Here is a 13,087-nt window from a genome sequence, read left to right as displayed (position 1 = left end):
CACCGGCCTCTGTGTGTTTCATTGCTGCGATTAGTTTTCGGTTTGATCAATCACAAAACGTTTTAGATGATCACCGAACGGCGGCGCACCACACGGCGATAGCGGCGTGCCAGGTCGTCGTTCGACGCCTTCTTCGCGGCGCCAACTGCCGGGCTGCTGTTGACGACCGACGACGCCGGTGCGGCGGTCGATGTAGCACTACCGCGTTCGGCGCTCATCATCAAGGCCACGGCGCACGCACAAGCGCCCAACGCACCGACAGCGAGCATCGCACGAAACTTGGTCATTGCTTGTTCCTCGTTATGCAAATCGAATCATCAGGGGACGCATAGGCAATGCTACGCAGCTGTTGTGGACTGTCAAACAGATGGCCAAAATGTCAGCTTCCAGGTTTCCGCCAGTTGAATAGGTCGCCCATTTTATCGCGAGGGTCCCTGTAAACACCCCAGGGCATTCTCCGAGCGGGGCAAGCGTGGAGAAAACCGTCACGGCGACAAAGTCGAATTCCGTGTTACGCGCGACAGCAACCCGCCGACGATATCGCGACCTACGCTGACCAGATTTACCAGAATCAACACGGCCAGCACCGTGTGATAGACGTCGGGTGTTGTATGCGCTGCACGATCGGAGAGCAGATGCCAATGCCTGCCGAAAGCTCGCCCGTACCAGGCCAGCTTCTGAGGACCGGCTGCAAAGAAATAGCTGGACCAGTGCGTCTGCCATTGCAGGAACGCCCAAACGCTCAAGGCGATCGCATTCGGGAAGGCCACATAGGAAATCCGCCACAACCCGCCCGCGATAAACAGCAGCATCAGCAAGAGCATGAGGCCGGCCAGCGATACGAGCGGCTCGCGCTCGACCAAGCCCGACCAGCCGATGAAATCGAGCGCGAACCATGCGCACAGAAGGATCGCCAACCAGACAGTCGAGGTTCCGAGCCGTGCAAAGCCGGTTGCAGGATGGTGCTGCATCTTCTCCTCGATAATGTGCCAGGCATTGAGCGGCTATGTCGAAAGCCGCGGGATGCGCGCGAACGCAATTCGCACATTATTCGTTCGTGCGGTACGAATCTTGGAAGCTAAGCATTTGTTGATTTACGACGGCCGTGCTTTTTTGACGCCGTAATCACGATTAAGATCCACTCATGCGATTGCGACTGACCGGTCCGCTGTTTGGACTGACACTACGAGGCATGCTCGTCATTACCACGCTGTTGGCTGTCGGTATGGCATTCATAGGTACCAAGGTCAAGCAAGCTCGTGACGAGAAGGCTATTGCCGCTGAAATCCTTCGCGCCGGCGGCAGGGTCCGTTACGAACATTATGGAATCGATAGTTCGACAGCGCAGAATTCGCGCACCTGGTTCGAACAATGGATCGATCTTGACCTGGAATCGCACGTCATCAATGCGACCCTCTCGGGCCCGACGGTCACGGATGACACCATCGCCCACCTGGCGGGCCTGCCGCAATTGCGATATTTGCTCCTCAACAATACCAATGTATCAGGGACCGGTCTTGCCAAACTCGCGCAATTGCAGTCGCTACGTACTCTTTGGATTTCAGGCAACACGACTGATCCCTTGACGGACGAGGCCTTGGCCGCGATTGCACGGTTGCCCGCGCTCACCGTTTTAAGTATGCAAAAGCATGACGCACAATCAACGCGCCAGCCCGGGGCCGTTTTGGGTCCTGATGCTTTGACACCGCTGGCACGCATGCCCGCGCTCACGCAATTAGAACTCTCGGGGCCTGGCTTTAGGGACGAACATTTTCGGCAGCTTCCGCAGCATAAAAGGCTGTTTACGCTGAGCCTGACAGGGACCGGCGTCTCGGACGCGGGACTGGCTGGCATCGCCGTTGCCATGCCGGAGTTGCGGTCACTACGAATTACATCTTGCCCGCTGACCGGAGTTAACTTCGCGTGTTTACGCAGTTGCCAGAATCTGAATTCTTTGTCGCTTTATCAATGCGCGATTACGGACGATGATGTTGCCGGCATCGCGCAACTTGACGAGTTGCGCTTTCTCACGATGTCGCGAGACTTTCAGTTGACGGACGAGGCTCTGCGACACATTGGCGTGATGACAAATCTGACGTGGCTCGATGTGCAAGGCGCATGGTTTACTGATAACGGGGCTCAGCACCTGGTGGGTCTGACTTCGCTCACCCAGCTATCGTTGAACTCAAAGACCGGTAAGTTCACCGACGCCGGACCGTTTATTGCGATTAAGAACTTGACGAACCTGGCATTGGGGCCGCAGGGTCTGCCGGCGTCTACCGCTCAACAGTTGCAAGCGAATATGCCCCGCACCGTGTACAGCAGCCTGCGGGCACCTCGGTGAATCACCGGGAAAGAAGTGCTTCGCTTTCGGGCGCTCGACAACAGTGCGCGGCGCCTACCCCAAAAACGCCTGTCTCATTTCCGCGATGTATCGCGGACATTCGACGAGCGGATCGGTCGGTTCTTCGAACTCGAGCACGATGTAGCCGCGGTAGCCACTGTCGCGAAGAATTTGCGCCAGCCGTTTCAGATCCGCAGGTTGGCGTTTACCGCCGGCCGGATGCATTGAGATCTTCACTTGCACGTTCACCGCATAGGGAGCGATGCGTGCCAGGTCACCATAGGGGTCGGGCGTGTTGAAATTGCCCGTGTCCAGGTTCACGCCGAACCAGGGGCTCTTCACATCGTTGACGAGCTCTAACAATCCGTCGGCCGTGGCGGTCAGCCCGCCGTGATTTTCGAGGGCCAGATACACGCCGTGTTCGCCGGCGTACTGACAGGTTTCCTCGATACCGGCCACGGCCAGCTTGTGCGCCTCGTCGACGCTCAACCCGCCGCCGGCATTACCCGAGAAAATGCGGATCACCGGCGCGCCCAGTACTTCGGCCCGCTCGATCCAGCGTTTCACGTCCGCGATCTGTTCGTCGCGCTTCGGTCCGGGGGGCAGGCAAAAATTATTTCCCACCGCGGTTCCGGAAACGTCCAAGCCCAAGTCAAACGCCAATTGCTTCAGATGGCGCAGATATTCGTCCGTGGGATCCTTCGGAAAATAGTACGAGGTGAGTTCGGTTCCCTCTAACTGCATCTTCGCACAGTCGGTGATGAAATCGTCAAGCGACAATTTCGGCGGCTTCGCGTTGAGCAAATCGCGGTAGCTGTAGGCCGCCAGGCTGAATTTGAATTTCGGACCGCCCACGCGACGAATCGGCTCGATGGCCTGTGCGACTCGCGAGCCGAGGTTGACTGAGCCGAGCCCTAGTCCGGCCATGCCGAAGGCCGCGGTGGTTCGCGCAGCAGCGCACAGAAAGTCACGCCGATCGTGCCGGTCGTTCATCGCACGGAAGCTCCTGGATTGTTGTCGCCGGCGGCTATTTTAGAAGCCCTGACAGACGACAACAACCAAGCAGCGTGCGTAGCGAATCCGGGGTTAGAAAGCTCAGCCCTGCCACGATCATGATCGCGGCCAAGGGGGCCAAACCGGTCGCCACCGACATCAGGCCCCAGGCGAGCACGCTCGCGGCGACCAATAGCGGCGCCGCCAGGCGATTCCAGGCTAGCACGATGAACAGGCCCTCGAACAGCACGAACGAATGCGTCCAGGCATTCACCAGCCAAGGGTGTACGTAAAGCCAGGTCAGATCGGACATGGCCGATTCGCGGCGCCCCAGCAGCCACCACACCGCCGTCCCGTCCCACCAGGGCGTTTCGTTTAGCTGGGCGAGCAGCATCATCACGTAGACCAGCGTCAGATGAACCTGGATCAACCGCGTTGGCACAGTCGCCGTCCAAGTGGCGCGAGGAAGATTGTCGTCGGCGCTTTTTTCGGAGGATTCTTTACGTCGGGCGAGCCAGCGATCGAGCGACAGGTACGCACCGGCCGGCGCCAGGCACAAGTAGAACATCACGAAGGCCAGAATCGGCTCGACTTCGCTCGTTACGACGAACGAACGATGAAAGTACGACAGCACGACGATCAATGACAGGATCGACGTCACGCGCGTAAACAGGCCCACGGTAAATAGCGCGAGCACCGCGAGCCCTGCCAGGTGTGCCGCCCATAATTGGCCCGGCGTCTCGAGCAGGTAGAAATACGACAGGCTATAGAAGTTGCTACGCAACTGCGTCACGCTCTCTTGCGCGAGCAGCCCGTCAGGGCTCAGCAACAATTCCAGATCCGGCGTGTAGGTCAGAATTGTGTAGAACGCGATCACTCCCGCCAGTACGCGAATCGTGGATAACACGAGCGGGTCGGTGGGCGTGAACCAGAAACGATTCCAAGCCGCGCCAAAGCTCTCGGTGATCGCGCGAAAATAGTCGCTGATCGTTTCGACCAGGGCGCGGTTGCCGGGCGCATTCGCCGGCGAAGACGGTTGGCCGCCTGGCGCGCTACCGGTGCGTGTTTGATTGCGTCGCTCGTCTTGCACGATCGTGGTGCTCTTCAGGCTCATGGCGCTTTCGGCGGCGGCGCGGTATCGCGCGCCGACTCTTTCTTCAGCAGTTCCACCTGACCATCCACTAGAAACGCTCGTCCGTCGTAGGCCGAGCGGAAGTTCTCGCGCGTATCCTGCTCAGGCTGGTAATCGGCCATCGTGGGGGGCGTCAGTTGCCCGCGGCAGCGCAGCTCGACAGACGATGCGTCATAAGCTCGCATCAGGCCGCCCGCAATCGCTTGCACCAGCAACTCCAGGTTTTGCGGCTCGGGGGCATCTTCGCTGCTGAACGTGGCCACTTGCCGGGCCAGCGTCTGGTAGCGATGGAAACGCTGATGGGGCCACATACCGGGGCTGGGAAACTCGACGCTCTCAGTGGTGCCATCCGGGCGTTTCAGCGTGGCGGAGAGCGTATAGTCGATGTCCATTTCTCCGCCCGGGTCGTTGCCGCGCGTGAAATAAAACGAGTACGGCAGATCGATGCCAAGGACCTGGCGATATTGCTGCAGAATAGGCAAGCGCGCCAGCGCCACTTCCAACTGCGAAGGAACCTCGTTCGAGACGACCCCAATCACCAACGCAAACAAATGCACGAACACCAGAAAGCTGACCAGCGTTCGCGTGCCTTCGCTGGGCAATGCGGCGTCTGTTGGGGCGGGGTTCGTGGAAGCGGAAGCCATCATGTCCAGATGCCAGGTTCGTGTCACGAAAGACGGTGCAGCAGGCGGGAATATTGCCCCGCGGCTGCCGGGGGCGCGGCGCCTTCAGCTAGCATACAAAATGATCGGCTGGCCATTGCCGCCGCTGGAATAAATCCCCAGGTTTCTCTCGTTTAACGCGCCTGCGGATATCGACTCTCGCATCAATGCGGCGCAGAGCGAGAGGGCGCGCATAAAAAAAGCCGGGCCTCTCCCGAGGGAAAGGCCCAGCTTAATTTGTTCGATCCGTCGCACCCCGAGGATCTTTCGATCTTCGCGGGTGCCTACCTTCGGTGCCGTCTACCTATCCCTAGAGTCCGATTGGAATCAATTCCCACGCGGACGGCATTCCCAGCGAACTAGGTCGCGGCGGGAGCCGGAGGAGGGGTCTCAGCCGGGGCAGCGGGGGCAGCCGGAGCCGCACCGTCGCAACCAGCGCTACCGCTGCAGCCACCGCCATTGCAGGCCGGAGCCGAGCAGCCACCGTTGCAGCTGCTTCCGCTGCAACCATGGCAACGGTTCTTCAGGCGGTGCAACAGACCACAGCAGTGATGACGACGACCATGGCAACCGCTGCAAGCCGAACCACTGCACTCAGGGGCAGCAGCCGCCGAGCAATCACCGCCGCCGCAGCTGCCACCATCACAGGAGCAACCACCGCAGCCACGATGACGGAAACCGGCCGAAGCCTTGTTGTCGGCGCCTACGAGGGCAATGCCGACCATCGCGAAGAACATCGCGATGCCGAAAAACAATGCACGATTCATTCTGACTCCTCCCACTAAACAGGTACCGTACCGAAAGGGTTTTGACCCAAACCAATTGACCGTCAAACTCGTGTATCCATCCCCAGTCGTGACGGTCGACAATTGGGGGGACCTTCGGACTTCGTTTCCTTGTACCTTCCACGCCGGCTAGCTAGCTGAACGATTGATCCTTCAACGATCCGACTTTAACGGTCGCCCCGTTCAAACTGGGCGTAGCAGGCTAGGCCGGTTAAGTTAACACTGACGATTTCGTTGTCAAGGACCAAAACGGAAGGATAGAAAGAGGCGGGGCTTTGGGGCGATCGGTGAAGATCGTTTGCTGAACTATAGAATCCCTTTTTGTGGCATGCAGGGATAGATGGGTAAAATTTAGCGACATTTGGCTTAAATGCCACATGCCCAACCTGCCCAAAGCCAAAAAGGCTTGCAGTCAAAGAGATTATGGGCCTGGTCGTCGCGCAGCCAGAAGCGAGGCGCGCGTAGAGAGATACGGGAAATTCGTCCCGTTTTTTTGGCTTTTATCGACCGCGACTACTGCCGCAGGACGTTGCCGTCGTTCGGACGAGCTGCTCGCTGAGCAGGCGCTTTCACACCGGGTTGCATCGGCGCGGGCGCCGCGCCAGTGGTCCCTTGTGGCACCGTCGCTTGCGTCGCCGGGGGAACGGCCCCCTGTTTTGTCGGAGGCATCGTTTGTGCCGGCGCCTGCGTCGTTTGACCGGGGGCTTGCGTCGTTTGCACGGGGCCCTGGCCGCCGCTTGCGCGTCGTTGAATCTCGGCTTCGGCCATTTTCTGCTGCTGCATCATCTCATCGGGCTTCTCGAAGTCCAGCAACAATGGTGGCTCATTCGGGAAGATCCTCGTCGCCATGCCAGCAATGCGCCAGCCCTGCTGATCCAAGCGCAGCGCCCAGATGATTTCGTCGGTGTGTGGCTGACCATCATCACCTACGTCGGTCCATTTGCTGTCGACGTGCGCCAGCTCGTCCTTCACGACGTATTCGACTGCCCCCACTTCGAAGCGAGCCGTCTCACTCCCGGGAGGGGCGACGACCAACTCGTGCTTCTGTGTCTCGGTGCGGGCGAGCTCGGTCAACATTTGCGAGGCCTGACCATCGTTACCGGTGCGGATCGCTTCGAGGAACGTGCGAACCACTTCGTCCGGTTTCGCACTTTGGGCGGCCGTGGACCCGGCGGATGTGCTCGAAGTTGGTGTGCCGGGTTCGCTGCCTCCACAACCGATGGTGGCGAGCATTGCCGTGGCCACTACTCCTGCAAACACGCAACGACATACCATGTCGAGAATCTCCGTCCTTGGGTCTCTCGTGATTGCCGGCCTCGGGCGCCGGCCGCGCGGGGCAGAGTTTGCCACGAACATTAAGATGGGTCAATACGAGCCGGCGAATCGCTTTTGATGAGGATGCCATCTCGCTTCGATAGCGATCGGCTATCCGGCCGGCCCTGCTGCAGCGCGCGCCATGCTTTTTCCGCCAACGGCGAAACGAGCCTATTAGACACAATGATCGACCGTGGGTCGCTCTCTGCTAGCGGGGAGGTGACAGCGTCACCTCGCTGCGCACTTCCTCGCTGCCACGCTTCACGACGACCGGCACCTTGTCGCCCCCTTTGAATTTCCGCAGGGCGTTGTCGAAGTCTTCCAGGTTACCGATCTTGCTGTCACCCAGCTTGATAATGATGTCACCGCCTTTCAGCCCTGCCTTGTCCGCCGGACTGTCCTTCGTCGCGCCGCTGATGGCGTAGCCCGGCTGCTCTTGGCCGAAGTCGGGAATGCTGCCGAAGTACGGCCGGTCGCCGTCTCCGCCGCTCCGCTCGGTGCTCTTGGTTTCGACGTACGTCGGGCGCGCGTCGGCCTCGGCAATGGCCACGGCGGTTCCGGCCACGATCTCGGCCACGCGCCGCATGCCGGCTACGTTGATCTTGTCGAAGTCGTCGCTGGGGCGGTGATAATCGCTGTGCAAACCCGTGAAGTAGTGCATCACGGGGATCTTCCGCGCATAGAACGATGAGTGGTCGCTGGGGCCGGTCCCTCCCTCTTTCTCCGTCAAATCGAAACCCAATGTTTCGTTCAATCGCTCCAGGATCGGTCCGAATTCCGGCGACGTGTTCACCCCTTGGATGATTAGTTTGTCGTCTTTTAGCCGGCCGACCATGTCCATGTTCAACATGGCTACGGTGTTGTCCAACGGAAACAGGGGCTCCTTGCAGTAGCGGGCGCTGCCGATCAGGCCCCGTTCTTCCCCAGTAAAGGCGATGAAGACGATGCGCCGCGGCAGTTTCTTCTCGCGCGTCGCCAGCAGGCGGGCCACTTCGAGCAATGTCGCCGTGCCCGACCCGTTGTCATCCGCGCCGTTGTGAATTTCCTTTTCGCCTTTGACGAATGATCCCTCGCCGCCGAATCCCAGATGATCGTAATGCGCGCCGATCACGATCGTTTCGTCGGCATGCGGACCTTCTCCTTCGAGCACCGCGACCACGTTTTTTACCTCGGCTTCGCGACGCGTGACGTTGATCTCGCCCGTCAGACGCCAGTCGGGCAACTCCCGGCTGTGCGGGGTCGGCCCCTTGTCGATCTCTTTTTCCAGCTTGGCCAGGTCGGTGCCCAGCGATTCTTTCAGCATTCGATCGACAACCGAGCGCCGGCAATGCACCACCGGGATTTGCGATGGCTCGCCCCCGCCCGGGCTGCGAAAAGACAACAGCGGATCGAGAACTTCGGCCAAGTTCTTGTTTTGCGTCTGGATGCTATCCACAAGCTCGCTGACGCGCTCGTGATGCGCGCTGGCTTGCGCTAGCGTCGGTTTTTCGAATTTCTGAAATTCGGCCTGCGCCTCGGTCAGCGCCGCGATGGCGTTACGCAATTGCGCGCGCCGATCGTCGATCGCTTTCTCCAGCGCCGGAGTGCTGCTGCACAGAATTACGGCCGCCGCACCGTGCTCGTACGCGTTTGACACCTTGCGCGACATGGGGGCGAAGTGCGAATGCTCCGAATTCCCCAAGGCCGGGTGGGGGCTGCCATCCTGCGGCAAACGGCGCAGGATAATGACCGCCTTTCCTTCGACGTCGATGCCCGCGTAATCGTCGTACCCTTTATCTTTCGCGGTCACGCCGTACCCGACGAATACCAGTGGCACGTCCAGCACCGCCGATCCACCGAGCGCCAGCGGCGTGAAGTCCTCGCCGAGCTTCAACGAGATCGACTTCTCCTTGCTGCCAGTTGGCGCGGTGAACGCCAGTACATTGGGCTCACCCATCTCGACGCCGACAGGCATTTTGAACTTTTGAAACGGGGTGCCGTCGTAAAGCTTCGTATTCAGACCCAGCGCCGTGAACTGTTCGGCCAGATAGTCGGCCGCCTTGTCGATGCCGTCCGTGCCGACGCCACGCCCCTCGAGCGCGTCGTCCGAAAGGAATCGAGTGCTATCGGCCAGCCGTTTTTCGGCCGATGCCGTGGCCTCGGCCTCGACGGCCCCCGTCGGCCGCGCCGAAAACACGGCCACGAACAACAAGGCGGCGATAACTATCGCGTTCCAACCTCGGCGGGTCATTCGCGCGCATGACAAAAAATCCAGCGAAAAACGCGGATTGCTGGTTCCCTGTTTCGACGGTTCGAGCATCGAGGATCTCATTCCTGAAAATTTGAGAAATGGCAAAAGGGGGCGCCGCCGCAGCGGGTCTGCCCCAATTATCTCATGAAATTCTCAAGGGTTGCGCAGATCACGTCAAGCGCGGCCTCACGACGCGTGCCAGGCAACCGACGCCGCGAAAACCGTCTCAGAAAATCGCTTTTGACACGCCACCGCCCCCTCGCTATGCTTCCGACCCTTCTCGAACGTTACCGTCCTGTAAGGGCCATCGGGAGTTGCCGTCAGCTCCTCGGGTGGCGAGCGTAAGAACGAGGCGTTCGGGGTCGGGGGGGTCAGTGGTTGCCGACGGCGGTGACCAAGAGTGCGGGTTCCCACCATACCTAGCCTGCACGCCGACACGGAGAGGCTCCTTGGTCCCTCGCTATAGCGTGTTGATCGTCGATCCCTTGGAAGAGACCCACGAGGTGCTGCGCTCGGCGCTCGAACCGCGGGGGGTACGCGTATTGGCCACCGGCGAGCCGGTTCAAGGCCTCGCCCTGGCGCGCAAGCATATTCTCCACCTGATCGTGCTCGACGTCGAACATCTAGCCGCCGCGGCGACCGACGTCACCGACGATTTTGCCGCGCAATCACGCGAAAGGGCCACGCCGCTATTATTGATCGGCGGTCGCGGACGCCGGGCCGAGGGGACACCCCCCGGAGAGTTCGTTCGCAAACCCTACCACTACGGTCCTTTGATTCGTAAAATCGAAGAGCTGCTGGCTAGCTACCAGCAGCCGGTCGCTCGAGCCGCCTGAAATCATTCTCAGGCGCAAGACCGCGGATCGTCGACGCCAGGGATCGCCGTGACGTGCCGCGTTTTTCATTTGGCACGCGCTGGCGCCGCCGCGGAATCTCCCTCGCTTCTCGGCACTCCGCGAGTTCTTGTCCGCGGCCGCGTGATTAGGGGTCAACTGTGCCAGTAGACCGGCCCAGACCAGGCGGTCATGGAGTCGCGCCGTGCCTTCGCTGTTCGTGTTTCGAGGCAACGACCAGGGGTTGCGCTTCGAGCTTGCCGCCGATACGCTCGGCGTCGGCCGCGACACGGCCAATGGCGTCCAAATTCACGATACCGAGGTCTCGCGCCGTCATGCCGAACTGCGTCGCAACGGACTGGGCTACTTGCTGGTCGATCTAGGCAGCTCGAATGGCACCTATGTCAACGGTCGTAAGATCACGACCCACGCCCTGACCAGTGGCGACCAGGTGCAGGTCGGTAGCACGCAACTGCTATACACCGCCACCCCTGCCGGCGCTGAAAGCGACATCGGGCAAAAGATCGACATTATTGCCCGGCAGCAGGTCGACGACCGCTCGCGCATCGTCCGCTCGATGAGCCACGAGGCCGGCAGCCGGCTCTATGACCCCGAGTTCGACATCCCGGCCAGCATGCGTCTGGCCCACGGTGGTAACCACCTGCAGGTGATCTACCGCACGGCGCTCGCGGTGAGCCACACGCTCGATATCGATCAACTGCTGGATCGCATCATGCGATTGATCTTCGATTGGGTCGAAGCGGACCGCGGCTGCATGATGCTGGCCGATCCGACCACCAAAGAGCTCGCTCCCCGCGTACGGCACAATCGCAAAAACTCGACGGGCAACGATCGTCTCTCGATCAGCCAGACCATCCTCGACTATTGCATGCAGCGCAACGAGGGGGTGCTTACTAGCGACGCCCGCGAGGACGAACGCTGGAATCCCGCGGCCAGCATCGTGCGGGCCGGCGTGCGCGAGGCAATCTGCGTCCCCATGGCAGGCCGGTATGGCGTCGTGGGCGTCATTTACATCGACACGCTCTCCAGCCCCCAACAACTCAGCCTGCGGTCGGGCGCCAATAAGTTCAACGACGACCACTTGAAGCTGATGATCGCGATCGCGCATCAGGCGGCGTTAGCGGTCGAAGACACGCAATACTATTCCGCGATGGTGCAGGCCGAGCGGTTGGCCGCCGTTGGCCAGACCGTGGCGGCGCTGTCGCACGATATCAAGAACATTCTGCAAGGTATTCGCGCCGCCAGCTTCTTGATCAAAGACGGCCTGGCGCGCGCCGACGAAAATATGGTCCGCAAGGGCTGGGAATTCGTCGAGCGCAACCAGGAAAAGATTTCGAACCTGGTCATGGACATGCTCACCTTCAGTAAGGAGCGCGAGCCTGACTTGGTGCCGGGTGATCTTAACCTAGTCGTCGGCGATGTCGTCGAATTGGTCAAAGCCCGGGCGCATGAGAAGCACGTCGAGCTACTGTGGCAGCCGGCCGACGAGTTTCCCACGCTCACGTTCGATCCGGACGGGATCCACCGTTCGGTCTTGAATATCGCCACCAACGCCATCGACGCCTGCGCCGAGGCGGCTGACAGTTTCGATGAATCGAGCGATGATGATGCGACCTTGGAAACAGTAGCCGACACGATCCCACGCGCGCCGGGACGGGTCGTCGTTTCCACCTCGTACAGTGCGAACGAGAACCTGGCCCGCGTCACGGTCGAAGACAATGGCATCGGCATTCCGCCCGAAGAATTGCGAAACATCTTTTCGCTCTTCGTGTCACATAAAGGGAGCCGCGGTACAGGGCTGGGCTTGCCCGTCAGCGAAAAGATCGTGAAGGAACACGGCGGCCGGATCACGGTCGAAAGCCAGGTCGGCCGCGGCAGCCGCTTCACGGTGGAGCTGCCGGCGCTGCAACCGGACTCCCCGCGCCCGACGGCCGAGTTGCAAATCCATCCGCCAGCGAAGTAACGTTCCCATTCGGCGTCTTAGCGCCCGCAATCACCCGTACCCGCCGATATCGCGCCCGCGCTTTCCTGCATCGCGTCCCACGAACGGATTCCCGGCGTGCTCTTGCGCAACGGTCGTTGCCGGTCCGTGTCCGGGGAAGACGATCGTGTCGCCCGGCAGCGTGAACAGGATGCGGTGAATTCCCTCGGCCAGGGCGTCGAAGCTGCCACCGGGGAAGTCGGTTCGTCCGATGCTGCCGGCGAATAGCACGTCGCCGCCGAAGACGATCTTCGGCTGCAAGTGGTGCGCGATGAAGACCATGTGTCCCGAGGAGTGCCCCGGGATGGTTCGCGCTTCGAATTCGAAGCCGGCGATTTTGTACACCTCGCCTTCGTCGAGCAAGATGTCGGCAGGGGGACTGACCAGCGGCGCGCCGAAGCCGGCCGATAGGTTGAGTTCGGCGCTGGTCAACTTCGGCGCCTCCTCGCGACCGATCACGATCGGAACCTTCGGCCAGCGCTCTTTCATCGCCACGTTGCCCACGATGTGGTCCGCGTGCCCATGCGTGATCAAGAACGCCGCCGGTGCTAGCTGTTGCTCGTCAATGTAGTCGAAGATTTTCTCCGGCTCGAAACCGGGATCGATGACTACGCAATCGTCGCGTCCTTCAAAATGCGCGATGTACGAGTTCTCGGCGAAGGGAGCTGAGACAATGGTGGCGATAGCCGGTTTCGATCGATGCACTCGGTATTCCTCGTTTGTTCCTGGCAACGTATAGTTTGCCCAAAGATCAGCTGCGCAACCGTGCAAGGCTTGCTAGCACCGCGCAGG

General features: G+C 60.5%; 12 protein-coding genes. 4 read left to right on the top strand and 8 right to left on the bottom strand.

The annotated features are described in order from the left end of the window. Window positions 1-62 precede the first annotated feature (62 nt). Window positions 63-287, bottom strand: coding sequence for a hypothetical protein (locus VGN12_02070; protein ID HEY4308212.1), 225 nt, complete (start codon window positions 285-287; stop codon window positions 63-65). 198 nt (window positions 288-485) lie between these two features. Beyond that, entirely contained in the window at window positions 486-971 is a 486-nt protein-coding gene (locus VGN12_02065) for a hypothetical protein (protein ID HEY4308211.1), read from the bottom strand. Between the two features lie 173 nt (window positions 972-1,144). Here VGN12_02065 and VGN12_02060 point away from each other — a divergent pair, with 173 nt between their 5' ends. Next, window positions 1,145-2,344, top strand: coding sequence for a hypothetical protein (locus VGN12_02060; protein HEY4308210.1), 1,200 nt, complete (start codon window positions 1,145-1,147; stop codon window positions 2,342-2,344). Window positions 2,345-2,398: 54 nt separating this feature from the next. Here the strand turns inward: VGN12_02060 and VGN12_02055 are convergent, their stop codons facing one another. Genes VGN12_02055 through VGN12_02045 form a run of 3 tightly spaced genes read right to left on the bottom strand, consistent with a single transcriptional unit; the run spans window position 2,399 to window position 5,116 of the window. Then, window positions 2,399-3,337 (bottom strand): sugar phosphate isomerase/epimerase family protein, encoded by a 939-nt coding sequence (locus tag VGN12_02055; protein ID HEY4308209.1) that lies wholly within the window; start codon window positions 3,335-3,337, stop codon window positions 2,399-2,401. Window positions 3,338-3,371: 34 nt separating this feature from the next. Continuing rightward, complete coding sequence (locus VGN12_02050; GenBank protein HEY4308208.1) at window positions 3,372-4,451, bottom strand: hypothetical protein; 1,080 nt, start codon at window positions 4,449-4,451, stop codon at window positions 3,372-3,374. After that, on the bottom strand, window positions 4,448-5,116 hold the full coding sequence (locus VGN12_02045; GenBank protein HEY4308207.1) for a hypothetical protein: 669 nt from the start codon (window positions 5,114-5,116) through the stop codon (window positions 4,448-4,450). Before VGN12_02045 ends, VGN12_02050 begins: the two co-directional genes overlap by 4 nt. A gap of 524 nt (window positions 5,117-5,640) precedes the next feature. On the opposite strand from VGN12_02045, the gene VGN12_02040 reads away from it, so the two are divergent. Next, on the top strand, window positions 5,641-5,916 hold the full coding sequence (locus VGN12_02040) for a hypothetical protein (GenBank protein ID HEY4308206.1): 276 nt from the start codon (window positions 5,641-5,643) through the stop codon (window positions 5,914-5,916). A 513-nt stretch (window positions 5,917-6,429) separates the two neighbouring features. Here the strand turns inward: VGN12_02040 and VGN12_02035 are convergent. Next, entirely contained in the window at window positions 6,430-7,191 is a 762-nt protein-coding gene (locus VGN12_02035) for a hypothetical protein (protein ID HEY4308205.1), read from the bottom strand. Between the two features lie 247 nt (window positions 7,192-7,438). Further along, window positions 7,439-9,529 carry a M28 family peptidase gene (locus VGN12_02030; GenBank protein HEY4308204.1) on the bottom strand — a complete coding sequence of 697 codons (2,091 nt, stop codon included), beginning with the start codon at window positions 9,527-9,529 and terminating at the stop codon, window positions 7,439-7,441. A 380-nt stretch (window positions 9,530-9,909) separates the two neighbouring features. Between VGN12_02030 and VGN12_02025 the strand changes: the two genes are divergently transcribed. Together VGN12_02025 and VGN12_02020 are read left to right on the top strand one after the other, a co-directional pair. Next, window positions 9,910-10,296: a hypothetical protein gene (locus VGN12_02025; protein ID HEY4308203.1), complete on the top strand. Its 387-nt coding sequence runs from the start codon at window positions 9,910-9,912 to the stop codon at window positions 10,294-10,296. Window positions 10,297-10,498: 202 nt separating this feature from the next. After that, window positions 10,499-12,277 (top strand): ATP-binding protein, encoded by a 1,779-nt coding sequence (locus VGN12_02020; protein HEY4308202.1) that lies wholly within the window; start codon window positions 10,499-10,501, stop codon window positions 12,275-12,277. Window positions 12,278-12,307: 30 nt separating this feature from the next. On the opposite strand, the gene VGN12_02015 is transcribed toward VGN12_02020, so the two are convergent. Continuing rightward, window positions 12,308-13,000, bottom strand: coding sequence for an MBL fold metallo-hydrolase (locus VGN12_02015; protein HEY4308201.1), 693 nt, complete (start codon window positions 12,998-13,000; stop codon window positions 12,308-12,310). Window positions 13,001-13,087 lie beyond the last annotated feature (87 nt).

This window comes from Pirellulales bacterium (assembly GCA_036499395.1).
Taxonomy (GTDB): domain Bacteria; phylum Planctomycetota; class Planctomycetia; order Pirellulales; family JACPPG01; genus JACPPG01.
The sequence above is the reverse complement of the archived record's forward strand: the minus strand, read 5'-3'. Positions and strand labels throughout refer to the sequence as shown.

What these genes read in the sequence shown, in the direction of transcription:
- VGN12_02065 (HEY4308211.1), bottom strand. Translation starts at nt 971, where the DNA reads ATGCAGCACCATCCTGCAACCGGCTTTGCACGGCTCGGAACCTCGACT.
- VGN12_02045 (HEY4308207.1), bottom strand. Translation starts at nt 5,116, where the DNA reads ATGATGGCTTCCGCTTCCACGAACCCCGCCCCAACAGACGCCGCATTG.
- VGN12_02040 (HEY4308206.1), top strand. Translation starts at nt 5,641, where the DNA reads ATGGCAACGGTTCTTCAGGCGGTGCAACAGACCACAGCAGTGATGACG.
- VGN12_02050 (HEY4308208.1), bottom strand. Translation starts at nt 4,451, where the DNA reads ATGAGCCTGAAGAGCACCACGATCGTGCAAGACGAGCGACGCAATCAA.
- VGN12_02035 (HEY4308205.1), bottom strand. Translation starts at nt 7,191, where the DNA reads ATGGTATGTCGTTGCGTGTTTGCAGGAGTAGTGGCCACGGCAATGCTC.
- VGN12_02070 (HEY4308212.1), bottom strand. Translation starts at nt 287, where the DNA reads ATGACCAAGTTTCGTGCGATGCTCGCTGTCGGTGCGTTGGGCGCTTGT.
- VGN12_02030 (HEY4308204.1), bottom strand. Translation starts at nt 9,529, where the DNA reads ATGCTCGAACCGTCGAAACAGGGAACCAGCAATCCGCGTTTTTCGCTG.
- VGN12_02060 (HEY4308210.1), top strand. Translation starts at nt 1,145, where the DNA reads ATGCGATTGCGACTGACCGGTCCGCTGTTTGGACTGACACTACGAGGC.
- VGN12_02055 (HEY4308209.1), bottom strand. Translation starts at nt 3,337, where the DNA reads ATGAACGACCGGCACGATCGGCGTGACTTTCTGTGCGCTGCTGCGCGA.